The organism is Bizionia sediminis (assembly GCF_042684585.1).
GTDB classification, from domain to species: domain Bacteria; phylum Bacteroidota; class Bacteroidia; order Flavobacteriales; family Flavobacteriaceae; genus Algorimicrobium; species Algorimicrobium sediminis.
Genome location: NZ_JBHULS010000002.1, coordinates 32,592 through 57,891, shown reverse-complemented (window position 1 = coordinate 57,891; position 25,300 = coordinate 32,592). Strand labels below are relative to the sequence as shown.

General features: G+C 37.6%; 24 protein-coding genes. 23 read left to right on the top strand and 1 reads right to left on the bottom strand.

The window, feature by feature from the left end:
- Positions 1–162: 162 nt before the first annotated feature.
- The 11 genes from msrB to ACFSQP_RS04660 all read left to right on the top strand — a co-directional run bounded on the left by msrB (position 163) and on the right by ACFSQP_RS04660 (position 12,319).
- Positions 163–621 (top strand): peptide-methionine (R)-S-oxide reductase MsrB, encoded by a 459-nt coding sequence (gene msrB / locus ACFSQP_RS04710; RefSeq protein WP_376892204.1) that lies wholly within the window; start codon positions 163–165, stop codon positions 619–621.
- Between the two features lie 2 nt (positions 622–623).
- Entirely contained in the window at positions 624–1,172 is a 549-nt protein-coding gene (gene msrA / locus ACFSQP_RS04705; RefSeq protein ID WP_376892202.1) for a peptide-methionine (S)-S-oxide reductase MsrA, read from the top strand.
- 225 nt (positions 1,173–1,397) lie between these two features.
- On the top strand, positions 1,398–2,972 hold the full coding sequence (locus ACFSQP_RS04700; RefSeq protein WP_376892200.1) for a protein adenylyltransferase SelO: 1,575 nt from the start codon (positions 1,398–1,400) through the stop codon (positions 2,970–2,972).
- A 67-nt stretch (positions 2,973–3,039) separates the two neighbouring features.
- Positions 3,040–3,534, top strand: a complete 495-nt coding sequence (msrA, locus tag ACFSQP_RS04695; RefSeq protein WP_376892198.1) for a peptide-methionine (S)-S-oxide reductase MsrA — start codon at positions 3,040–3,042, stop codon at positions 3,532–3,534.
- A 42-nt stretch (positions 3,535–3,576) separates the two neighbouring features.
- Complete coding sequence (locus ACFSQP_RS04690; RefSeq protein ID WP_376892196.1) at positions 3,577–3,861, top strand: DUF427 domain-containing protein; 285 nt, start codon at positions 3,577–3,579, stop codon at positions 3,859–3,861.
- Positions 3,862–3,864: 3 nt separating this feature from the next.
- Positions 3,865–4,380, top strand: a complete 516-nt coding sequence (locus tag ACFSQP_RS04685; protein ID WP_376892194.1) for a peptide-methionine (S)-S-oxide reductase — start codon at positions 3,865–3,867, stop codon at positions 4,378–4,380.
- On the top strand, positions 4,377–5,594 hold the full coding sequence (locus tag ACFSQP_RS04680) for a bifunctional alpha/beta hydrolase/OsmC family protein (RefSeq protein WP_376892193.1): 1,218 nt from the start codon (positions 4,377–4,379) through the stop codon (positions 5,592–5,594). Before ACFSQP_RS04685 ends, ACFSQP_RS04680 begins: the two co-directional genes overlap by 4 nt.
- The gene (gene egtB, locus ACFSQP_RS04675; protein WP_376892191.1) at positions 5,595–6,740 is read left to right on the top strand and encodes an ergothioneine biosynthesis protein EgtB; all 1,146 of its coding nucleotides are present in this window, start codon (positions 5,595–5,597) and stop codon (positions 6,738–6,740) included. It abuts the gene before it with no gap.
- A 1-nt stretch (position 6,741) separates the two neighbouring features.
- On the top strand, positions 6,742–7,683 hold the full coding sequence (gene egtD, locus ACFSQP_RS04670; RefSeq protein WP_376892189.1) for an L-histidine N(alpha)-methyltransferase: 942 nt from the start codon (positions 6,742–6,744) through the stop codon (positions 7,681–7,683).
- Between the two features lie 53 nt (positions 7,684–7,736).
- Entirely contained in the window at positions 7,737–11,411 is a 3,675-nt protein-coding gene (locus tag ACFSQP_RS04665; RefSeq protein ID WP_376892187.1) for a metallophosphoesterase, read from the top strand.
- A 38-nt stretch (positions 11,412–11,449) separates the two neighbouring features.
- Positions 11,450–12,319 (top strand): acyl-CoA thioesterase, encoded by an 870-nt coding sequence (locus tag ACFSQP_RS04660; protein ID WP_376892186.1) that lies wholly within the window; start codon positions 11,450–11,452, stop codon positions 12,317–12,319.
- Here ACFSQP_RS04660 and ACFSQP_RS04655 read toward each other — a convergent pair.
- Positions 12,316–13,119, bottom strand: a complete 804-nt coding sequence (locus ACFSQP_RS04655) for a hypothetical protein (RefSeq protein WP_376892184.1) — start codon at positions 13,117–13,119, stop codon at positions 12,316–12,318. The genes ACFSQP_RS04660 and ACFSQP_RS04655 overlap by 4 nt on opposite strands.
- Positions 13,120–13,175: 56 nt before the next feature.
- Between ACFSQP_RS04655 and ACFSQP_RS04650 the strand changes: the two genes are divergently transcribed.
- From ACFSQP_RS04650 to ACFSQP_RS04595, 12 genes are all read left to right on the top strand, one after another.
- Positions 13,176–13,868 (top strand): glycerophosphodiester phosphodiesterase, encoded by a 693-nt coding sequence (locus ACFSQP_RS04650; protein ID WP_376892183.1) that lies wholly within the window; start codon positions 13,176–13,178, stop codon positions 13,866–13,868.
- Positions 13,865–15,076 (top strand): BaiN/RdsA family NAD(P)/FAD-dependent oxidoreductase, encoded by a 1,212-nt coding sequence (locus ACFSQP_RS04645; RefSeq protein ID WP_376892181.1) that lies wholly within the window; start codon positions 13,865–13,867, stop codon positions 15,074–15,076. Before ACFSQP_RS04650 ends, ACFSQP_RS04645 begins: the two co-directional genes overlap by 4 nt.
- A 321-nt stretch (positions 15,077–15,397) precedes the next feature.
- Positions 15,398–16,480 carry a diphosphomevalonate decarboxylase gene (gene mvaD / locus ACFSQP_RS04640; protein WP_376892179.1) on the top strand — a complete coding sequence of 361 codons (1,083 nt, stop codon included), beginning with the start codon at positions 15,398–15,400 and terminating at the stop codon, positions 16,478–16,480.
- A 63-nt stretch (positions 16,481–16,543) separates the two neighbouring features.
- Positions 16,544–17,473, top strand: coding sequence for a mevalonate kinase family protein (locus tag ACFSQP_RS04635; RefSeq protein ID WP_376892177.1), 930 nt, complete (start codon positions 16,544–16,546; stop codon positions 17,471–17,473).
- A gap of 11 nt (positions 17,474–17,484) precedes the next feature.
- Positions 17,485–18,390, top strand: a complete 906-nt coding sequence (locus tag ACFSQP_RS04630; protein WP_376892175.1) for a geranylgeranylglycerol-phosphate geranylgeranyltransferase — start codon at positions 17,485–17,487, stop codon at positions 18,388–18,390.
- Between the two features lie 72 nt (positions 18,391–18,462).
- A complete protein-coding gene (locus ACFSQP_RS04625; protein WP_376892173.1) occupies positions 18,463–19,338 on the top strand; it encodes a pseudouridine synthase in 876 nt (291 codons plus the stop codon).
- A 338-nt stretch (positions 19,339–19,676) separates the two neighbouring features.
- Positions 19,677–21,077, top strand: a complete 1,401-nt coding sequence (locus ACFSQP_RS04620; RefSeq protein WP_376892171.1) for an arginine decarboxylase — start codon at positions 19,677–19,679, stop codon at positions 21,075–21,077.
- A complete protein-coding gene (gene speB / locus ACFSQP_RS04615; protein ID WP_376892170.1) occupies positions 21,067–22,008 on the top strand; it encodes an agmatinase in 942 nt (313 codons plus the stop codon). Before ACFSQP_RS04620 ends, speB begins: the two co-directional genes overlap by 11 nt.
- Positions 21,998–22,972, top strand: coding sequence for a deoxyhypusine synthase family protein (locus ACFSQP_RS04610; RefSeq protein WP_376892168.1), 975 nt, complete (start codon positions 21,998–22,000; stop codon positions 22,970–22,972). The genes speB and ACFSQP_RS04610 overlap by 11 nt, the downstream gene beginning before the upstream one ends.
- 2 nt (positions 22,973–22,974) lie before the next feature.
- On the top strand, positions 22,975–24,510 hold the full coding sequence (locus ACFSQP_RS04605) for a carbon-nitrogen hydrolase family protein (RefSeq protein ID WP_376892167.1): 1,536 nt from the start codon (positions 22,975–22,977) through the stop codon (positions 24,508–24,510).
- Between the two features lie 42 nt (positions 24,511–24,552).
- Positions 24,553–24,876, top strand: a complete 324-nt coding sequence (locus ACFSQP_RS04600) for a hypothetical protein (RefSeq protein ID WP_376892165.1) — start codon at positions 24,553–24,555, stop codon at positions 24,874–24,876.
- Between the two features lie 19 nt (positions 24,877–24,895).
- Entirely contained in the window at positions 24,896–25,126 is a 231-nt protein-coding gene (locus ACFSQP_RS04595; RefSeq protein WP_376892163.1) for a hypothetical protein, read from the top strand.
- Positions 25,127–25,300 lie beyond the last annotated feature (174 nt).

Genomic DNA, 25,300 nt, shown 5'->3' with positions numbered 1-25,300 from the left:
CATTTAAAACTAATGCTGTCGTGTAAGGTTTTAAGTGGTTTTAAGACCAATATAAACCAAATGGAAACAGAGGTCGTTTGGCCCTAAAACTTGGGTATTTATTGTATCTTTTACAGCAAACAATTACCAGTAATATATAACATATTAAAGCAACATAAGTTTATGATAACATGGAAAGACGTAATTAATTATAGTGTAAATGGCAACCCCACGCCAGACTATCGCGTGGAAAAAACAGAGGCGCAATGGCGCGCTGTTTTAACAGATGAGCAGTTTCGAATTACCAGAAAAAAAGGCACGGAAATGGCGGGAACAGGTGCTTTATGCAGTGTTCATGAAGCAGGAAAATACAATTGTGTTTGTTGTCAAGCCCCGCTTTTCGATTCTTCTATAAAATTTAATTCTAGTTCTGGTTGGCCAAGTTTTACCCAACCTATAAAACCAAATGCCATTAAGTACGAAAAAGACACATCGTTTGGTATGGTGCGTGTTGAAATTATGTGTAATACCTGCGATAGTCACTTAGGGCATGTATTTCCAGATGGTCCAGAGCCCAGTGGCTTGCGTTACTGTGTAAACTCGGAATCCTTGGTGCTTCAAAAAGAAAGCAGTACAACCTAACCATGGCTGTAAGTTTGCCAATAGCCACAGTGGGAGCCGGGTGCTTTTGGTGCTGGGATGCTTTTTTTAAAAACGTCATTGGTGTAAAAGAGGTTACTTCGGGATATATGGGCGGCACGGTTCCGGGAAGGCCAACGTATCGCGAGGTAAGTTCGGGGCTTACAGGTCATGCCGAAATTGTACGGATTAGGTTCCAGCCAGAAATAATAAGCTATACCAGTTTGTTAACCTTATTCCTAAAGGCACACAACCCAACTATTTCATATAAAACGCAACATTTAGGTAGTTATGGCTCGCAATATCGTTCGGTTATTTTTTATCAAAATACAGCACAGCAAAAAGCTGCTATTTTGGTTTTAAAGCAATTTGAAAAAACATTGGAACCTGCACAAACGCTATATACCGAACTCGCTCCTGCTACCATTTTTTATGAAGCGGAAACCGCGCACCAAAATTATTATGAAACGAATAAAACGGCTGCTTACTGCACCAATATTATTGTACCTAAATTAAGGTGGTTAGAAAAGCAACAAGCTAAAAAGTTAAAATAGCACAAAAAAAACAGCCTACTAGAATGCTGCTTTTAAAACCTGTAAGATTCTGTATAACAGATTGTTTTTTTGGTTTTTTAACGCTGTAAAACAATCCTAATGGTTGTTTAAATGTGTTAAATCGCTGCAAATTTGGAGTCAAATTGTGTAACTTATACCACTATAACCGGTTGTTTCTTAATGCTAAAAGCAGCAAACCAAATAAACAACCCGTAATTTTGTAACATGACCAAACATCTTAATTTAAATATACAGGACCAGTTTACAAAGGAATTACCTGCAGACCCGATTGTGGACACCAATTCCCGACAGGTTTTACAGGCCTGTTTTTCGTATGTTAATCCCAAAAAAACGGCGCAACCAGAGCTCATACACGTTTCTAAAAATATGTTGAAAAATTTAGGTTTAACGGAGGCAGATGCCAAAACAGAGGCCTTTGTAAAAACCTTTACTGGCAATAGTATTTTACCAAATACCAAGCCCTATGCTATGTGTTATGGGGGGCATCAATTTGGAAGATGGGCCGGACAATTGGGCGATGGTCGTGCCATTAATTTATGCGAAATTGAACACAATAACAACCGCTGGGCCTTGCAATTAAAAGGGGCTGGAAAAACACCTTATTCTAGAACGGCAGACGGATTGGCAGTACTGCGGTCATCGGTTAGGGAATACTTATGCAGCGAGGCTATGCACTACTTGGGTGTGCCAACAACCCGAGCATTATCCTTGGCCTTAACAGGCGATATGGTGCTACGCGACATACTTTACAACGGCAATGCAGCCTACGAGAAAGGCGCTGTTGTTACCAGAGTTGCGCCAAGTTTTTTACGTTTTGGAAATTACGAAATTTTAGCAGCCCGACAGGATATAAAGACCTTGAAAACTTTGGTAAACTATACTATTAAGCATCATTTTTCGCATTTAGGAGCAGCTTCAAAAGAAACCTATTTACAGTTTTTTCAAGAAGTTGCAACGCGTACCCTGCACATGATAATACATTGGCAACGCGTTGGGTTTGTGCATGGGGTTATGAATACCGATAACATGTCTGTTTTAGGATTAACCATAGATTATGGTCCGTACGGTTGGTTGGAAGATTTTAATTTTGGCTGGACACCTAATACCACCGATAGCCAGCATAAACGGTATCGATTTGGTAACCAACCCAATATGGGATTGTGGAATTTGTACCAATTGGCCAATGCGCTCTATCCGTTAATTGAGGACGCAACCGCTTTAGAAGCTATTCTTAATAAGTATAAAACAGATTTCGAGTTGGAATCGTTGGTTATGATGCGACAAAAATTGGGCTTGCAACTGGAGCATGACCAAGACGCCCAGCTTGTTCAAGATCTGGAAACTGTTTTGCAGCTGGCAGAAACCGATATGACTATTTTTTTTAGAAATCTGGCTAATTTTAAAAAAGAACAGCCCGAGCAGGGAAGCGCCCTAATTAAAGATGCCTTTTACGAACCTTCAAAAATAACGGCCGCTATTAAGCAACAATGGGTACACTGGTTTGAGGCCTATGCCAAGCGTTTGCAAAAAGAAACAATGCCTCATACAGCACGACAAGAATTTATGAATACAATAAATCCAAAATATGTATTGCGAAATTACATGGCACAATTAGCCATAGACGCGGCTAATCAAGGGGATTATAGTTTAATTGATACATTTTTTAAGTTACTAAAACAACCCTACCACGAGCAGCCACATAACCAACAGTGGTTTGCAAAAAGGCCAGATTGGGCGAAATATAAGGTGGGTTGTTCCATGCTATCATGTAGTTCCTAAAGCTTAAAATAACTAATTATAAAATTGAAATGGTAAAACAAACAAGTAAGTATAAACACATAAAATAATGAAAAATTATAAAAAAGCATATTTAGCAGGAGGCTGTTTTTGGGGAATGGAGGAGTTATTTCGAAACCAAAAGGGCGTTATAGACACCGAAGTTGGTTACATTGGTGGAATTAATGATAATCCTACCTACAAAAACCATCCAGGACATGCCGAGGGTATTGAAATAACGTACAACGAAACGGAAACATCGTTTAAGCAGTTACTAGATTATTTCTTCCGAATACACAACCCTACTACAATAGATAGGCAGGGTAATGATATTGGTTCTAGCTACCGGTCGGCTATATTTTTTCAAAATGAAACCGAGAAAACAGAAGCCGAAACCATGATAAAAGTGGTAAACAACTCCAAGAAATGGGAAGCAGATGTGGTAACAACATTGGAGCCTTACACCCAGTTCTGGCCAGCAGAACCCGAGCATCAAGATTACTTACAGAAAAAACCAGATGGATACACCTGCCATTTTGAGCGTTTTAGTGATAGCTTTATTTAAATTGAAGCAAAAAAATAGGTGTTAACCGTAAAATAATACATTATGAAAGCAATTTGGAATAATCAAATCATTGCCGAAAGCAACGATACTGTAGTTATAGAAAATAATCATTATTTTCCACACGAAAGTATAAACAAATCTTTTTTTAAACCCAGTAACACACGTACCACTTGCCCATGGAAAGGAGAAGCTTCATATTACACCATAGCAGTAAATGGGGAAGAAAATCCAGATGCTGCTTGGTTTTACCCAGAGGTGTCTAATTTAGCTAAAGGTATAAAAAACAGAGTGGCTTTTTGGAAAGGAGTACAAGTGGTTTCTAGCTAGTACATGACTAATTTAACGAAAATAGCATTGGGCGGTGGTTGTCATTGGTGTACCGAAGCGGTTTTTCAAGCACTAAAAGGTGTGGACTGCGTCGCGCAAGGTTTTGTGGCCTCCGAAAAAGATTCGAGTACATTCTCGGAGGCAGTAATTGTATATTTTAACAAGCAAGTTATTCCTTTAAAGGTTTTAATAAATATTCATTTACTAACCCATAAAAGCAGTGTCAATCATAGCATGCGTTCCAAATACCGCTCGGCGGTTTATACTTTTTCGGAAGCGCAATTTACCGAAGCCAATATGTTGCTTACTGAATTTAAATCCAGTACGTTTAAAAATTTGGTAACCCAGGTGCTGCCATTTAAAGCGTTTAAAGCATCGCGTCAAGACCTTCAAAATTATTATATTAAAAATCCAGATAAACCCTTTTGTAAAAAGTATATAAACCCAAAGTTACATTTGCTTTTACAGGAATTTTCAGTCCATACGAATCAGGAAAAATTAATGAATTTAAAAACATGAAAAGTAAGAAACTCAATATTGAAAATGAAAAAGGATACAATTTACAAGCCTATTTGGAACTGCCTGCCAACCAAAAGCCTTCCAATTTTGCCGTGTTTGCACATTGTTTTACCTGCACCAGCTCTTTAAGTGCTGTAAAAAATATTAGTAGGGCCTTAACTAATCATGGTTTTGCCGTAGTACGTTTCGATTTTACGGGTCTTGGTCGTAGCGAAGGGCGTTTTTCTGAAAGTCATTTTTCAGCCAACGTATCCGATTTGCTTGCCGTAAACACCTATTTGCAAAATTATTATATGGCGCCTAGCTTATTGGTAGGTCATTCCTTGGGAGGTGCTGCTGTTATTAAGGCGGCTTCATTACTTAATAACATAAAAGCGGTGGCTACTGTGGGAGCGCCAGCTACGGTTGGACATGTTACCAAATTGTTTTCTCACGGTTTGGATGAGGTTGCGGCCAAAGGTGAAGTAGAGGTTCATATAGGCGGTAGGCCCTTTAAAATTGATACGGCGTTTGTAGAGGATTTTAGTAAAACCAATTTGCCAGAGGTTACTAAAAATTTACGCAAACCACTCCTTATCATGCATGCGCCCTTCGATAACATTGTTGCCATTAAAAACGCCGAAAAATTATACCAAAACGCCCATCATCCTAAAAGTTTTATTAGTCTGGATGGGGCGGATCATTTACTTACCAACAGCCAAGATAGTCTTTATGTGGGTAACGTTATTGGCAGTTGGGTGCAACGTTATTTCGAGCCCCAAGATAATGCCATGCTGGACACAGACGGAGAGCAATTGGTAGCACACTTAAATTTACAGGAAGAAAACTTTACTACCAACATACAAACTAAAAAACACGCCTTTATTGCAGACGAACCAGAATCGGTTGGAGGCAACGATTTTGGCCCTTCGCCTTACGATTATTTAAGTGCTGGACTGGCTGCTTGCACCGTTATGACTTTAAAATTATACGCAGAACGAAAGAACTGGGATTTAAAGGAAGTTTATGCTTATATTACCTACTCAAAAAAACACAGTACCGATTTAATGTTGGATATTGAAAAACCCATGCGCATGGATTTTTTACAAAAACGCCTAAAGCTAATCGGTAATTTGGACCAAACGCAACGCCAACGTCTTATGGAAATAGCATCTAAATGCCCCGTACATAAAACCTTGCAAAGCGATGTAATAATTGAAACAGAACTGATATAAATGACTTTAGAAGCACAATTTCAAATAACCAGAAACCGATTTGTAGAAATTTGCAAACCACTTGCAACAGAAGACTATTCTGTGCAACCCGCCATTTTTGTGTCGCCACCAAAGTGGCACCTAGCGCACACCACTTGGTTTTTTGAACAGTTTGTATTGTGTAAATATGTTAGTAATTACAAGGTGTTTAATGCAGATTTTGCGTATCTATTTAATAGCTATTACAACAATGCTGGTTCGCGGGTGCTTCGCCCTAATCGGGGTTTAATGACGCGTCCATCCGTTCAGGAAGTGTACCAGTATCGCGCTTATATAGATGAGCAAATAGGCTTGTTTTTAAAGTCAAATCCTTCGGAAGAAGCTTGCAAAGTATTGGAATTAGGAATTCAACATGAGCAACAACATCAAGAATTATTTTATTACGACATTACCTATATTTTAGGAAATCAGCCAACATTTCCTGCTATTCAAAATAATTTGGAGCTTAAACCGGTGCAGCCAGCTGCTACCTTTGTTAACATACCGGAAGGTTTGTACAAAATAGGACACGAGGGTACGGGATTTTGCTACGACAATGAGTTAGGAAGGCACCAGGTGTTTTTAGAGGAATTTGACATTTGTAACCAACTAGTTAGTAATGGCGAGTTTTTACAATTTATAGAAGCTGGGGGCTACAACAATTTTAATTTATGGCATGCTGAAGGCTGGGATTATATACAACAGCACGCTATTCAGGCTCCTATGTATTGGCACCAAATAGAGGGCGTGTGGCACCAATATACATTAGATGGTTTTGCACCAATAGATAAAAATAAACCGGTTATGCACGTTAGTTTTTACGAGGCCTTTGCCTTTGCCGAATGGAAACAAATGCGCCTACCAACCGAGTTTGAATGGGAGGTGGCGGCCAATAAATTCTCGTACGGACAACTCTGGGAATGGACCAACAGCGCCTACTTACCTTACCCAAATTTTTCTAAAGCACCCGGAGCCCTAGGGGAATACAACGGAAAATTTATGATAAATCAAATGGTATTGCGTGGCGCTTCTGTAGCCACCGTAGCAAACCACAGTAGAAATACATACCGAAACTTTTTTCACCCAGACATGCGGTGGCAGTTTGCTGGTATCAGACTTGTAAAATAATATGAATACTACTTTTGAAAAAGATGTAATAGCGGGCCTTACTGCGCCCGAAAAACAACTATCTTCCAAATACTTATACGACGCAAATGGGAGTCGCATTTTTCAGGAAATAATGAATATGCCCGACTACTATTTAACCAATTCGGAATTCGAAATTTTAGCACTTCAGGCTAAACAAATAGTGGAAGCTTGCGGATTTAATAAACCCTTTAATATTGTAGAATTAGGGGCTGGCGATGGTTTTAAAACATTTAAATTACTGGAACATTTGGTAGCCGAAAACGTGGCCTTTAATTATATGCCTATCGATATTTCTAAAGATGCCTTAGATATGCTGTCAAAATCGCTGTCCAATAGGTTACCAGGTTTATCCATAAAGCCGCAGGTGGGCGATTATTTTGAGATTTTAGCTGAAATGAGTGAAACAGCCACCCCTAGTTTATTGCTTTTTTTGGGAAGTAATATTGGCAACTATTTAAAAGAGGATGCGCTAGACTTGCTAAAACTTTTTAATAGCACCATGAAAACAGGCGATAAACTGCTTATTGGAATGGATTTAAAGAAAAATCCAATAACGATAAAAAATGCCTACGACGATAAAGATGGGATAACCAAGCGTTTTAATATAAATTTACTAATCCGAATGAATAGGGAGTTGGAAGCCGATTTTAAACTGGATGATTTCGATTTTTATTGCTATTACAACCCGGAAACTGGTAGAGTTAAAAGTTATTTGGTTAGTCTAAAACAACAAAGCGTTTTATTTAAAAAACTAAATAAAACCATACATTTTAAACAAAATGAACTAATCTGGACCGAACTATCAAAAAAATATAGTTTACCCGAAATTGAAAAATTAGCGGCTATTTCGGGCTTCGAAATTAAAGAACATTTTCTGGATTGTAAACATTTCTTTACCGACAGTCTTTGGGAGAAACCTTAAATTTTAAACAAAACCTTTAATTACACGCCCCTTCAATTTATAAATGTATCCTTATGAAAATAGTTTATAAACTAACTTTTTTTAGCCTTTTTTTACTGCTGTGTTTTGGTTGTGCTACCTTTAAAACGCAATACAAAGAACCTTATGTGCCATTAGCAGAAAACTCAAGCCCTATTGCCCATAGCTTTTACTTAATTGGTGATGCAGGAAACGCGCCAATGGGTACTAAAACAATTGCTTTGCAGGCCTTGCAAACGGCTTTGGAGGCGGCACCAAAAAACAGTTCAGTTTTTTTTCTTGGCGATAATATTTATCCAAATGGTTTGCCGGAAAACACGCATAAAACCTATGCTTTTGCCAAGCATCAGCTGGATGTTCAAATAGATGCTGTTAAAAACTTTAAAGGTAAAACTGTTTTTTTGCCCGGTAATCACGACTGGTATTCTAATGGTTTAGAGGGCTTGGAGCGTCAAGAGGATTACATAGATGCGGCCTTGGGTAAAAATTCGTTTCTACCAGAACATGGTTGCCCTATTGAGAAAGAAAGTATAACGGAACATATAGATGTTATTTACGTGGATGCGAAATGGTATATGGCCAACTGGGACAAACATCCTACTATTAACGATAAGTGCGATATAAAAACACGCGATGCTTTTTTAGATGAATTTGAAAGTCGCATAAAAAAAGCGCGTGGTAAAACCACCATTGTTGCCATGCATCATCCTATTTTTACCAATGGGCCACATGGCGGTCAGTACAGTTTTATGGACCATATGAAGCCGCTTCCTATTCTGGGAACACTAAAAAATATTTTAAGAAAAACAACCGGTGTAAGTCCCGAGGATATTCAAAATAAACGCTACAATGAATTTCGAAAGCGTATAATTACAATAGCACAAGAAAACAATCGTGTTATTTTTGTGTCTGGACACGATCATAATTTGCAGTTTTTGGTTCAGGATAACCTTGCTCAAATTATTAGTGGGGCCGGCTCTAAATCTAGTGCCACCAGAAATATAGGGAGTGGTTTGTTTTCCTCCAGCCAGCCAGGGTATGCCCGTTTAGATGTGTTTACAGATGGTTCAAGTCGCGTAACCTTTATTGAAGCACAATCGGCAACCATATTATTTGAAGCTTCTGTGTATGCTGCTCAAAAACAAATACCTCGTAATTACGCTACGCAAATACCAAAAACCGTTAAAGCAGCTATTTATACGCCAGAAGAAACCAATAAAAGCGCTCTTTATACTTGGTTGTGGGGTAAGCGTTATGCAGAAGCATTTAGCACGCCAATAGAAGTTAAAACGGTTATGCTGGATACGCTATATGGTGGTTTAAAACCCGTTAGAAAAGGGGGTGGTACCCAATCTAATTCGTTACGGTTGGCAGATAGTACAGGAAGGGAATACGTTATGCGCGGTTTACGAAAAAATGCTCTAAATTATATTCAAGCATTTGCCTTTAAGGACCAATATGTAGAGGGCCAGTTTAACAATACGGCAGCCGAAGAACTTATTTTGCACGTCTTTACAGGTGCACACCCCTACGCGCCGTTTGTAACGGCTGCGCTTTCCAATGCGGTTGGTGTTTTGCATACCAATCCGGTGTTGTACTATGTGCCGCATCAAAAAAGTATTGAACCCTACAATGACACTTTTGGAAATGAATTGTACATGATAGAGGAGCATGCGGGTGATGACCACGGGTATCAACAAAGTTTTGCATTTTCTAACGAGCTTATTGGAACAGACGATATGTTTGCCGAAATTAGAAAAGATGAAGACATTGTGGTGCATGAACCTAGTTACATACGGGCTAGATTATTTGATATGCTTATTGGCGACTGGGATAGGCATTACGATCAGTGGCGCTGGGCTACAACTAAAAATGAAAAGCAAACAGTGTATAAGGCGGTACCAAGAGATCGGGATCAGGCCTTCTCTAATATGAATGACGGTGCGTTGTTAGGAATGGCCTCCCATATCATTCCTGCGGCTAGATTGCTTCAAGGTTACGACGCTAATTTACGAGATCCAAAATGGTTTAATCTAGAACCTTACCCGCTAGATGTGGCTATAATGAGCCAATCCGATAAAGCTGTTTGGGATGCACAAGTTGCCGAAATTACTACAAAACTAACAGACTCTGTAATAGAGGAAGCGTTTAAAAATATACCTCAAGAACTGCAGGGCGAAACGGTAGAAAAAATAAAAAGTAATTTGCGTGCTAGACGTGGTAATCTTCAGAAAATAGCAAACGAATATTTTACATACGTTACTAAAATAGCTGTTGTAAAGGGTACAGATAAAGATGATTATTTCGACATTGAACGCTTGCCTAACGGGCAAACGCATGTTACAGGATACCGCATAAAAAAAGGAGAAAAAGCCGATGTGTTTCACCAACGCACTTACACTAAAAATGATACCAAAGAAATTTGGGTATATGCCTTGGATGACGACGATGTTTTACATGTTCACGGTAAAGGCGATAGGTATATTAAACTGCGTTTGGTTGGTGGTCAAAATAATGATGTTTACCATATAGAAACCGGCCAAAAAACCCATATTTACGATTATAAATCTAAAAATAACACCTTTAAAACCAACAAAGGCCAAAAACATCTTACTAATAATTACGATGTTAATACCTACAATTATTTAAAACTGAAAAACAATGCCAATCAGGTTATGCCAATTATGGGTTACAACCCAGACGACGGTATAAAATTAGGTGCAAAAAGTACCTATACCAGATACGGTTTTAATAGAAACCCATTTTCGGCACAGCACCAAGTAGCCGCATCTTATTATTTTGCCACCAACGGTTTCGATTTGGGGTATTCTGGCGAATTTGCTCATGTAATTGGCGATTTTAATTTAGGATTGGAGGCTGTTTTTACAAGCCCAAATTACAGTATTAACTTTTTTGGATTTGGCAACGAAACACGTAATCCAAATGCAGACAATAGCCAACTTTTTACAAAAGATTACAACCGGGTAAAATTACAAACCTTGCGTGTGGCACCATCTTTAATTTATAAGGGTTATTTGGAAGGTGAATTTAAGCTAGGTCTAGCCTTTGAAACGATAGAAGTGGAGCAAACATCCGGACGCTTTATAAATGGATACTACCTGTCTAATTTATTAGAAAATAGCCAATCCTTTTTAGGGGCTTTTGCTTCGTATCATTTTCAAAATAGAAATAGCGATGCGTATCCATCGGTTGGTTTTGAAACAAACTTAAAGCTTGGTTTTAGGCGTAATTTAGAAACATCTACAAACATGGGCTACGTAATTCCAGATGTTAGTTTCAATTATAAATTGGAACCCACAGGAAAATTAGTGTTAGCAACCAAATTAAAGGCACATCTTACCATTGGCGATAACTACGAATTTTACCAAGCGGCATCTATTGGGGCAAGCGACGGTTTACGCGGTTTTAGAAATCAGCGGTTTACCGGAAAAAATTCCTTCTATCAGCTAACCGATTTAAGGTACATGTTTCCAAAAATAAAAACAGGTGTTTTGCCTATTAATTTCGGCTTGTATTCGGGTGTAGACTATGGCCGTGTGTGGTTAGATAACGATAGCTCCAAAAAATGGCATAATGCCTATGGTGGTGGTTTGTTAATTATGGCTGCCGAAATGTTTACAGGAAACATATCCTTGTTTAACAGCGCGGACGGTTTGCGTTTTGCATTCGCCCTAGGTTTAAGTTTTTAATTTATAGTATTTTACCATTTTAATTTGAAAATGTATTCATGACATCTGCCCATAGCTTATTACAAATTCTTCAATTAAAACAAATTACAGACTGCCAGTTTGAAGGTGTAAGCAAAACAGTGGGAAGTCCCATTGTATTTGGCGGTCAGGTTTTGGCACAGGCCTTACATGCGGCATACCAAACCATTCATACCAACCGTTTGGCACACTCGCTTCATGCCTATTTTTTAGAGGCGGGCCAATTGGATGTACCCATCCGGTACGAGGTAACCAGTATGCGCAACGGTGGGAGTTTTTCGGTTAAAAGAGTTACCGCCACCCAAAACAAGAAAACAATTTTTATTTTGTCGGCATCGTTTCATATTCCCGAACATGGATACACGCACCAAATACCCAGCAAACCCGATATTAAACAACCGGAAGATTTGTTAAGTTGGACAGATATTTTAAATAATTATGGTAGTGTACTGCCAGCCAAAACTAAAGCATTTCTTGAAATTCCACGCCCCATTGAGTTTAAACCTACCCATGTGCCTAACCCATTAAACAGGAAAGATTTACCGCCTTACGCCGATGTTTGGTTCAAATTAAAAGGCCCTGTAGCCCATATGGAACTGGAATTAAAGCAACAAATTCTAACCTATATTTCAGATTACAATATTTTATCTGTAGCCATTCATCCACATGCAAGTGAAGCACATTGGGGTAATTTACAAACCGCTAGTCTAGATCACTCTATGTGGTTTTTTAGAGATTTTGATTTAAACGACTGGTTGCTGTTTTCAATAGAGTCGCCTAGTTCTGGCAACGCCCGCGGATTTGCAAGAGGCCATATTTATACCCGCCAAGGTGTTTTGGTAGCATCGGTAGCCCAAGAAGGATTAATGCGCCCAATAAAACAAGCCTAATTTAAGGAAAGTTTATACAGGTTCCCACCTTCTTTTTTCTTGTATTCGTCCGTAATGTACAAGGTGTTATTTATTTCAAAAATACCTTCCTTTTGGGTGTTATGCGAAAATGGAATGACTAATTGGTTGCCACTAAAAAAATTGTCGGCTTCATAGTCTGAAAATTCCCATACTTTATCGTGGTTTAACAAATACATGCGTTTGCCATTAGCGCTTATGGCTGCCGAGGTTATTTTTGTGTTTTTGCCTGTCAATTTATATTCAGAAACTACTTGAGCTTCGTGACTTCCAATACGGTTTGGTATTTTTAAAGTTACAAAAGTTTTGGAGGATTTACTAAACACGTAAAAATGCTGGTTGTATAAAAAAAAGGCCTCAAAGTCTGCCAACTTTAAGCTGGCTGGCAAGCTAAAACGGATGGTTTGTGCCTGCCTACTTTTTACACCGGCCTGTGGTTGGCGTATTTTGTAAATAAAAAATTCGGAATAGGTTTTATGGTTGTTGCCAAAATCACCAATATATAAATTACCTTCACTATCCGAAGTTAAGTCTTCCCAATCTCTGTTTACCACATTTTCAATAGCAATATCGGCTTTAATTGTTCCTTTTTCATCTAATCCATACACATGATTGTTGTTTCCAGCGTCTTGAATGACCCAAAATAAAGGCGAGTTTACGGTTTTTTCGATAGCTGAAATTTCTGGTAAACTACTAGGAAGGTTTGCAATTACTGGCGGATTTCCATTTTTACAAGCTAAAAAAGCGAGGCTTATAAGCACAAAAAGACGGCTGTGTTTCAATTTTTAAATTTTTATTCTAAATTTACAAACATATCAGGATACATTAAAGTAAATTATTGACAAATAAGCAAACCTTAATTTTTGGTCACCGCGGTGCTAAAGGCTATGCTGCCGAAAACACTTTAGAATCCATTTCAAAAGCCTTAAGTCTTGGAGTGGACGGTGTAGAAATAGATGTCCATGTTTGTGCCAGCGGCGAATTGGTTGTTTGCCATGATACCACCGTAAACAGAACAACCAACGGTACAGGAACGGTGGCGAGCCATTCGTTTAAAGCGTTAAAAAAACTGACGGTTACAGGTGGTTATAAAATACCATCCTTAAATGAAGTGCTTGAGTTAATAAACAACACCTGTATGTTAAATATTGAATTAAAAGGCGCAAATACGGCCTTAAAAACTTGCCAGATTCTTGCCGCACATGTAGCCAATGGCGGTTGGGATTACACTAATTTTTTAGTGTCCAGTTTTAATTATAACGCTTTAGAAACGGTATATAATAATAATAAAAATATTGCGTTGGCAGTGCTTACAGATACCTGTTTAAATCATGCCATGATGGAGGCAAGAAGGTTGCAATCTAACATTATACATCCTTACCATACGTTGCTAACAGCCAAAAACACTGCCCTGGCACAGCAAAATGGTTTTTTAATTAACACCTGGACGGTTAATAATCTTGAAACCAGCTTGCGTTTAAAACAATATGGCGTAAATGGTATTATTTCCGACCTACCAGATAAAATATGAAACAAGAACAAATTGTCATTATTGGAGGCGGTGCTGCCGGTTTTTTTGCAGCAATAAATGTCGCACTTTTAAATCCGCATTACCAAGTAACCATTTTAGAAAAGGGAAAAACGGGCTTACAGAAGGTAAAAATTTCTGGTGGTGGGCGTTGCAACATTACACATGCTAATTTTGAACCTGTTAGTTTAACCGAAAATTATCCGCGGGGTGAAAAAGAGCTATTAGGTCCTTTTCATCAGTTTATGACTGGCGATACGATGGCTTGGTTTGAAGAGCGCGGTGTAGCACTGAAAATAGAAGAAGACGGCCGCATATTTCCAGTTTCTAATTCGTCGCAAACTATTATCGATTGCTTTTTAAAAGAAGCAGAGGCTTTAAAAATTAATGTTCAGTATAGCCAGAATGTTACCAACATTGAAGCTTTAAACGATTGTAAAGGCTTTGAGGTAACCACAAAAAATGCCACCTATACTGCCAATAAATTACTTATAGCAACAGGCAGCAGCGTGAAATTTTGGAAATTGTTAGAAAATTTAGGACATACGGTTATACAACCCGTACCATCTTTATTTACCTTTAATATTCAAGACGACCGAATTGCGGACATTCCGGGAGTTGTTGTACAAAATGTACATGCGGTGGTTGCTAATGCCAACTTACACACCGAAGGGCCTTTGCTAATAACACATGTTGGTTTAAGCGGTCCTGCTATTTTAAAATTATCGGCATTCGGAGCTTTGGAATTAGCAGCATCTGCCTATAATTTTGATTTGGAAATTAATTTCGTAAAACAAAGTTACGAGGAATGCCTTAATAACCTGAAAGAGCTAAAACAGCAACTAGCCAAAAAAACAGTAGTTAAAATGGCCCAAATGGAAGTGCCCAAAAGGCTGTGGCGAAAGCTGGTACTTGCAGCCAATATTTTGGAAACAGATAAATGGGCAGACCTTAATAAAGGGCAGCTAGAAAAGCTAGCCAGTCAACTTACCAAAAGTGTTTTTCAAGTAACAGGAAAAAGTACCTTTAAAGATGAATTTGTAACCGCAGGTGGTGTAGATTTAAAAGAAGTTAATTTTAGAAGGTTTGAAAGTCGGTTGTTTAAAAACCTGTTTTTTGCTGGCGAAGTTTTAAATATAGACGCCATAACGGGCGGCTATAATTTTCAAAATGCTTGGACAGGGGCCTATATTGCGGCAAAATCTATGTAATGGTATTTAAAACAGAGGCGTTTAACCCCAAACTATCCGTTACAGCAAATACATAGATCCAATCCGTTTAAATTATTGGCTCAAATTATATTTGTTTGCCGTGTTTTTTCGAAAAAGATGGCATCCCTTCCTTACATTACAATTAGTATCCTTGTCTTATTTTTTAACAAATATAGCCTAGGCCTATCAAGTTTTACATGGGTAAACGGAAAATGACCAACTATCTTTTTAGGTTAATAAAAATAAAATAATGCCTGAAAGTTGGGTAAGCTACAAGAAGCGCATTAAAGTTAGTATCTTTGCTTCACAAATTACAAGTACATGACAGCACAGCACTTTATTCCAAAAAACATTTCACAAACACGCCCCGAGGGTCAAGTAGCATGGGAAGCACCGAGCAATATTGCCTTAATTAAATATTGGGGCAAACGCGACAATCAAATTCCTGAAAACCCGTCGTTGAGTTTCACTTTAAGTAATTGCAAAACCATTACAACGCTTTCATACAAAAAGAAGACTTCTGAAGCAGATTTTTCATTCGAGGTTTTTTTAGACGGTAATAAACAAGACGATTTTAAGCCGAAGATACAAACATTTTTTGAGCGCGTGTTGCCGTATGTGCCGTTTTTAAAGGATTATCATTTTACCATCGAAACCAAAAATACCTTTCCGCATAGTTCGGGTATTGCATCGTCTGCATCCGGAATGAGTGCTTTGGCTTTGTGTTTAATGAGTATTGAAAAAACCTTGGTATCAGACCCTATTCAAGATAGTTATTTTAATCAAAAAGCTTCTTTTTTGGCTCGTTTAGGGTCTGGTTCGGCCTGCCGGAGTATAGAAGGCGATATTGTAGTTTGGGGTGAAAATGAGGTGGTAAGCGGTTCTACCAATTTATTTGGTGTAAAATATCCGTATGCTGTTCACGATATTTTTAAGTCTTACCAAGATACCATTTTGTTGGTAGATAAAGGCGAAAAGCAGGTAAGTAGCACCGTAGGACATAATTTAATGCACAATCATCCGTATGCCAACAACCGCTTTAAACAAGCGCATAAAAATTTAGAGAGCCTAAAAACTATTTTAGAAACTGGTAATTTAGATGCTTTTAATGCACTTGTGGAAAGTGAAGCCTTAACACTGCATGCCATGATGCTAACCAGTATGCCTTATTTTATATTAATGAAACCTAACACCTTACAGGTTATTAATGCTATTTGGGCATTCCGCCAAAAAACAGGATTGCCAATTAGTTTTACTTTAGATGCGGGAGCAAATGTGCACGTTTTGTATCCAGAGCGCGACGCCGCGCCAATTATGGCATTTATTAATAAGGATTTGCGTAAATTTTGTCAAAATGAGCAATTTATTTCCGACCAAATTGGTTTTGGAGCAAATAGAATATAAATTTATTATGTACCTTTGTATATTAGGTTGTTAGGAGGTAGCTGTAAACTAGAACATTAATTTATGAAAGGACCACTTTTTTACTCAAAAATTTTGCTCTTTGGAGAATATGGTATCATTAAAGATTCCAAAGGCTTGTCTATTCCATATAGTTTTTATAATGGGGCTTTAAAAGTTGCAGAAACACCAACTGCGGCCGCCACAGCGTCTAACGAGAGTTTAAAGCGTTTTGCTGAATATTTGGAAACCATAAATCCAGAGTTGGTTGTTTTTAATATGCCTAGTTTAAAAGCCGATGTAGCAGCAGGCATGTACTTCGATTCTTCCATACCTCAAGGCTATGGGGTGGGTAGTAGTGGCGCGCTAGTAGCGGCTATTTACGATAAGTATGCCGAAAATAAAATTACGGTTTTAGAGAATTTAACCCGAGAGAAGCTATTACAGCTTAAAGCTATTTTTTCAAAAATGGAATCATTTTTCCATGGAAAATCATCTGGATTAGATCCCTTAAATAGTTATTTAAGTATTCCTATTCTCATTAATTCTCAAGATAATATTGAAGCTACGGGTATTCCATCGCAAAAAGCTAATGGTAAAGGTGCTGTATTTTTGCTAGATAGTGGTGTGGTGGGCGAAACGGCTCCTATGGTTCATATTTTTATGGAAAATATGAAGCAAGAAGGCTTTCGTAATATGCTTAAAAATCAGTTTATAAAGCATACGGATGCCTGTGTGGACGACTTCCTAAAAGGCGATATTAAATCGCTTTTCAAAAATACCAAGCAACTTTCTAAAGTTGTTTTAAATCATTTTAAACCCATGATTCCTGCCCAATTTCACGAGCTTTGGAAAAAAGGCTTGGAAACGAATGAGTATTACCTGAAGCTTTGCGGATCTGGCGGTGGTGGGTATATACTAGGGTTTACCCAAGACATTGAACAGGCAAAAAAATCGCTTGCCGACTATAAATTAGAAGTTGTTTATAACTTCTAAACACACCCAACATGTTTTCTCGCAGACAAAAACATATTTTTCTAAAATTTTTTAGTCTGTTTTCGGTTGTTCGAGGCTATAATATTCTAGTTATAATTTTAGCACAATATTTAGCCGCTGTGTACATTTTTGCACACGATATGCCCGTGCGTCAAGTTATTTCCGATTTAAATTTATTTATGCTGGTCCTGGCCTCTGCCGCAACTATTGCAGCCGGTTACATTATTAATAATTTTTACGATTCGGAAAAAGACCTAATTAACAGGCCACATAAATCGCATTTGGATCGGTTGGTTAGCCAGAACACCAAACTGTCTTTTTATTTTGTACTTAATTTTGCCGCGGTTATTATGGCTAGTTATGTGTCGTTTAGGGCTGTCATGTTTTTTTCGGTATATATTTTTGGAATCTGGTTTTACTCGCACAAATTAAAAAAAATGCCTTTTGTGGGTAACTTCACTTCGGCAATATTAACCGTTATACCATTTTTTGCTATTCTTATTTATTACAAAAACTACGAAGCCGTTATTTTTGTGCATGCCTTGTTTTTGTTTCTCATAATTTTTATGCGCGAATTAACCAAGGATTTAGAAAATATAAAAGGCGATTTGGTACTAAATTACCAAACCATTCCTGTGGTATATGGAGAGAAAGTTTCGAAACTAATCTTAACTGTTTTAACTGTTTTAACACTTGTTCCTAGTTATTTAGTATTGTTTAAGTACGACATTGGCCATATGTATGTGTTTTTTTACAGCTGTGTGGTTTTATTGCTTGTTTTTGTATTTTTACTCTGGTTTTCAAAAACAAGAATTCAGTATTTAATACTTCACAATATTTTAAAATTTATTATCGTCGCAGGTGTATTTAGCATTTTATTAATAGATGTCGATTTGGTTTTATCTAGAATTTTATAAGTTTTTAATCAGATTATAATTTAAGCCAAGTTGTAAACTAATATATTACCTTTGTCTAAAATTACAGTAAGTATGAGCAGAAAGCAGGGAAGCAGCGGAAAAGGAAAATCCGCAGGACGCGGCCAACAAGATACCAACAACAAAGGATCGGTTAGAGGAGCCAACCACAATAAAAGTAAAAGTTTTGCACGTGGCAACGCACCAGTAAAACCAAAACCTAATAGCGCAAAAACTAATAATTTGGGCGAGGTGCGCTTAAATAAATACATTGCCAATTCGGGTATTTGTTCGCGCCGCGAAGCCGATGCCCATATAGCCATTGGCTTGGTTACTGTAAATGGTAAGGTGGTTACAGAAATGGGTTACAAAGTAAAGCTTACCGACGAGGTTCGTTACGATGGCGCACGCGTGAATCCAGAAAAAAAAGCCTATGTTTTATTAAATAAACCAAAAGGTTTTGCCACTACAACAAGCGAAGGCAAAGGCCGTACGGTTATGGATTTGGTTGCCAATGCAACCAGTTCCAATATTAAACCTATTGGTAGACTAGGCCGAAACTCTACTGGATTACTCCTATTTACAAACGACGATGACGTGGTTAAAAAATTTACCAATTCTAAAAAAGGGGTGCCACGGTTATTTCAAGTGGAATTAGATAAAAATTTGAAATTCGACGATTTAAAACGCATTCAAGAAGGTTTTAAAATAGAAGGCAAATTAATAACTGTAGAAGAAATTAGCTATATAGATGGCCAGAGCAAGCACTTTATTGGTTTAAAAATTAAAAATACAGGCAATACTATTATTCGAACCATTTTCGATTATTTAAATTACGATATCATAAAAATAGATTGTGTTGCCATTGCACATCTTACCAAAAAAGATTTACCAAGAGGCCACTGGAAACACCTAACAGAGCAGGAAATAAATACGCTTAAAATGCTATAAAACAAGGCTTTAAAAAACGGTAAAAATTTTAAAAAAAAAGTTGCTAATTAAAAAAAATGCGTTTCTTTTGCATCATATTTAGCTGAACAACTTGAAATCTGTTTTTACGTTCGGGCTTTGGACCATTAGGAAGTCATTGTCTAAAGCCGCTTACCGATTAAGCAACCGAATTTTAGAGCTAACTTCCGTTTCCTTCATAATAGCTAGCCAGCATTTGTATGGCTTTATGGCTACCACGCATCCTAAAATTCAAGTTTGATTTTTACAAAATTTAATGGTATATTATTTCAAATTAGTCAATTTGACTATACATTTTTAAATTTTCTAAAATCAACTTAATGAATACAAAATATATTGATTTAATTAATCAAACTTTCGATTTTCCACAAGAAGAATTTAAGCTGGAAAACAAAACATTGGAATTTCACGATATCGACCTAATGAAATTGGTTGAAGATTACGGAACGCCTTTAAAATTCACTTATTTACCGCAAATATCCAACAACATTCAACGTGCCAAAGGCTGGTTTGCAAAAGCGATAAAAAACAATAAATATAAAGGCAAGTACAACTACTGCTACTGCACTAAAAGCTCCCATTTTAAACATGTTTTAGATGAAGCGCTTAAAAACGATATTCATATAGAAACATCGTCTGCTTTTGATATTGATATTGTTGAAAATTTAAAAGCCGAAGGGAAAATAACAGCCGATACCTTTGTTATTTGCAACGGATTTAAACGGTCTCAGTACGTAACCAATATTGCACGCTTAATTAATAATGGGCAAAAAAATTGCATTCCTATTATTGATAACTACGAAGAAATAGATTTACTTTCAGAAGAAGTAAACGGCCAATATAATATAGGAATCCGTATCGCTTCCGAAGAAGAGCCTAAATTTGAATTTTATACGTCAAGGTTGGGTATTGGCTATAAAAATATTGTGCCTTTTTACAAAAACCAGATTCAAGATAATAAAAAAGTAAAACTAAAAATGTTGCACTTTTTTATTAACACAGGTATTCGGGATAATGCCTACTACTGGAACGAATTGGCTAAATGTTTAAAAGTATACACCAATTTAAAAAAAATATGTCCATCATTAGATAGCTTAAATATTGGCGGTGGTTTTCCTATAAAAAACTCGCTAGCATTCGAGTTTGATTACGAGTATATGATTGATGAAATCATTAATCAAATTAAACTAGCTTGCGAAAATGAAGGCGTGCCTGTTCCTAATATATTTACGGAGTTTGGTAGTTTTACGGTAGGTGAAAGTGGCGGTGCTATATATGAAGTACTCTACCAAAAGCAACAAAACGATCGTGAAAAATGGAACATGATTAATTCGTCGTTTATAACAACTTTACCAGATACTTGGGCCATAAACAAACGTTTTATTATGTTGCCTATAAACCGTTGGCACGAAAGCTATGAGCGCGTGCTTTTAGGGGGTTTAACCTGCGATAGCGACGATTACTACAACAGTGAGCAGCATATGAATGCTATTTATTTACCAAAATACAACAAAGAAAAACCGTTGTACATTGGGTTTTTTAATACAGGTGCCTACCAAGAAACCATTGGCGGATTTGGCGGCTTACAACACTGTTTAATTCCGTCGCCAAAACATGTGTTAATTAACAAAGATACCGAGGGCAACATAACAACCAAATTATTTAGTGAACAACAAAAAAGTGAAGACTTACTTAAAATTTTAGGCTACCATGAATCATAAAACATACGCAGGAATAGACGAAAAATATTCCAAATTAGATAGTTCCAAAATCGTGTTAATTCCCGTGCCTTACGATGGGACTAGTACGTGGCAAAAAGGAGCCGACAAAGGACCAGAAGCTTTTTTAAACGCTTCGGAAAACATGGAGCTTTACGACATTGAAACAGCAACCGAAGTATATAAACAAGGCGTGTTTTTGGCACCGCCTGTAACAGAAAATGCCTCGCCAGAGAAAATGGTGGAAGCGGTTCATGAAACCACTAAAAAATACATAAAAAGAAACAAATTTGTTACCGCTTTTGGTGGGGAACATTCCATTTCCATAGGCACCATTAGGGCTTTTAATGAATGTTTTGATAATTTAACCGTTTTGCAATTAGATGCACATGCCGATTTGCGTCAAACATACCAAGGAAGTACCTGTAATCATGCCTGCGCCTTATACGAAGCAAGCCAAACAACCAACCTAATTCAAGTTGGTATTAGAAGCATGGATGTTATAGAAACCTCTGTTATGGATTTCGAAAAAACCTATTTTGCTCACGATATGGCAGTGGACGATACTTGGGTGGATGCGGCTATAGACCAAATGACGGAAAATGTTTTTATTACAATCGATTTAGACGCCTTCGACCCTTCTATTATGCCTAGCACCGGTACACCAGAACCAGGCGGTATGTTATGGTACGAAACACTGGATTTTTTACGTCAGGTTTTTGCCGAAAAAAATGTAGTCGGATTTGATATAGTGGAATTATGTCCGAATAAAAATGAACGGTCATCCGATTTTTTAGCAGCAAAATTGTACTATAAAATGCTATCCTATAAGTTTCAAGAAGATGCTGCAGAAGATAGCTACGATAATAATTTTAATGAAGTAAAAGCAAATACGAACAGAGTATCAAAATTTAATGAAAACGATGACAACTAAAGGACACATATCTCAATTTATAGAAAAATATTACCTTCACTTTAACGCCGCTGCCCTAGTTGATGCGGCCAAAGGCTATGAGGCGCAGCTAAACAACGGTGCTAAAATGTTGGTTTCCTTGGCAGGGGCTATGAGTACAGCCGAGTTGGGCAAAATATTTGCAGAAATGATAAGGCAGGATAAAGTTCATATTATATCCTGTACAGGTGCTAATTTGGAAGAGGATATAATGAACTTGGTAGCACATTCGCACTACAAACGCGTGCCTAACTACCGCGATTTAACACCTCAAGATGAATGGGATTTACTAGAAAAAGGTTTAAACCGTGTAACCGATACGTGTATTCCAGAAGAAGAAGCTTTTAGAAGAATACAAAAACACATTGTAAAAATATGGCAGGAAGCAGAAGCTAAAGGCGAACGCTACCTACCACACGAGTATATGTACAAGTTGTTGCTATCTGGCGTATTGGAGGAGCATTACGAAATAGATATAAAGGACTCGTGGATGTATGCTGCTGCCGAAAAAAATCTGCCAATTATTTGCCCAGGCTGGGAGGACAGCACAATGGGTAATATTTTTGCTAGCTACGTGTTAAAAGGCGAATTGCAAGCGCATACCATGAAATCTGGGATTGAGTATATGACGTTTTTAGCAGATTGGTACACCAATAATTCCGAAAACGGTATTGGATTTTTCCAAATAGGTGGCGGTATAGCAGGCGATTTTCCAATATGTGTGGTGCCCATGCTATATCAAGACATGGAGCGTCCAGAAACACCATTCTGGAGTTATTTCTGTCAGATAAGCGATTCAACAACAAGCTATGGCTCTTATTCAGGAGCTGTGCCAAACGAAAAAATAACCTGGGGGAAACTGGATATAGACACGCCAAAATTTATTATTGAAAGCGATGCAACCATAGTAGCACCCTTGGTTTTTGCCTACCTGCTTGGGATGTAACTATGGAACCACAGGGCATAGAAAATATAGAACTTAAATATCTAACCGTAGCAGATTACGAGGAACTAAAAGCAGCAACCTTGGAAGCTTACGGCGGTGTTTTAAATTCCTATTGGAAAAAACATCATATTAAAGATTTAACCACCAAGTTCCCCGAAGGGCAGGTGGTTATTAAAATTGATGGCGATATTGCCGGCTGCGCATTATCCATTATAGTCGATTTCGATAAAATTGACGATGAGCATACCTATGAGGATATTATTGCAGGCGAGTCCTTTAAAAATCACGATCCAAATGGCGATGTGTTATATGGTATAGATGTGTTTATAAAACCAAAATACCGCGGTTTGCGTTTGGGAAGGCGCTTGTACGATTACCGGAAAGAGGTATGCGAAAACTTGAATTTAAAAGGGATTGTTTTTGGTGGCAGAATGCCTAATTATCAGCATCACAAACACCTAACACCTAAAGAATATTTCGAAAAAGTAAAACGTAAGGAAATTCACGATCCGGTTTTAAATTTTCAAATTTCTAACGATTTTCACCCGGTTCGCATTTTAAAAGGCTATCTGGAAGGCGATACCGCCTCCAACGAATATGCAGTTTTAATGGAATGGGATAATATTTATTATACCAAACCTAATAAAAAAGCAAGCACTGTAAAAACCGTTGTGCGTTTGGGTTTAATACAATGGCAAATGCGCCGTTACGACGATCTGGATCAGTTAATGCAACAGGTAGAGTATTTTGTAGATAGCGTGTCTGCCTACAGAGCCGATTTTGCTTTGTTTCCTGAATTTTTTAACGCTCCGCTTATGGCTAAATTTAACCATATGCACGAGCCAGACGCTATTAGAGAATTAGCCAAATTTACAGATACTATTGTAAATAAAATGAAACAGCTGTCTATTTCCTACAATATAAATATTATTACGGGTAGTATGCCAGAGGTGGTAAAAGACAAGCTGTATAATGTAGGCTATTTGTGTAAGCGCGACGGCAGTATAGAACGTTATGAAAAATTACATGTTACACCAGACGAGGCAAAAGTGTGGGGTATGCAGCGCGGTAATTCCTTGCAAACTTTTGAAACAGATTCGGGCAAAATAGGTATTTTAATTTGCTACGATTCTGAATTTCCAGAATTATCCCGTTTGTTAGCAGACAGTGGTATGGATATTTTATTTGTACCCTTCCTAACCGATACCCAAAACGGTTATTCGCGCGTGCGCTTGTGTGCGCAAGCCAGGGCAGTAGAAAACGAATGTTATGTTGCCATAGCAGGCAGTGTTGGTAACTTACCAAACGTAAACAACATGGATATTCAGTATGCACAATCGGCGGTATTTACACCCTGCGATTTTTCATTTCCTAGCAATGGTATAAAAGCAGAGGCCACACCAAATACCGAAATGATTTTGGTAGCAGACGTGGATTTAAGCCTACTACGCGAGCTACATTCGCATGGCGCCGTTAAAAACCTAAAGGACAGACGAAAAGATTTTTATGATGTTATTCGAATTAATAACAATAAATAGTAACTTTAAATTTTTAAAAAAAGCATAAATACTTACCAAGTAATGAAGAAAAAAAATGATAATTTAAAACGCGTAATCGTGGACTTCAAAAAGTTAACACCTGAAATTCTGGCGTTACTCGTGGAAAAATATCCAGATGGCTACGACGAAGATCAAGTGGTTTCTTTTAAAAACGCCAAAAATGAAATTATTGAAGCGGTTGAGGTTACCACTAGCGACACCAAATACTTGGTAAAGGTTAGTAAAAAACTAGCTGTTACCATGGAGAATTACGATGAAGATGACTATGAAGATTTTGATGGCGCCGATCCTGAAGCCGTTCAGGATCCAGAAATTGAACTAACGGAGGAGGACGACGACGAATAGATTAATTATTTTCTAAAACATGAGAACAGCTACCTTTAAATCTTTTGATAATGGATATTATACCTTTTGGTTTGATAATGGCGAGGAATTAGCGTTTGAAGAAATACACCCGAGGGTATTAAAGCAATTCGATTTAAAAAATGATGCTTCTTTTATTGATAAAGAGTTTCGAATTGTATTTATTGAAGTGCCCGATAGTGCCGATGAGGATTTAGTTATTTACCGTGTTGAAAGCTTAAAACCGCTTTAATCTTCGGAATAAAGTAAACCCCAAAAGGGGCTTTTTCAACTTATAAAGTGGTAAGGCTATGTCTGGTTTTGTGGAACCTACTTGAAACGGTTATATAAAACCAGACATATAACCGTACCATAACGAACCCGCATACAGGTAACACCTTACTAGTTATAGAAGCAGTAACAATTA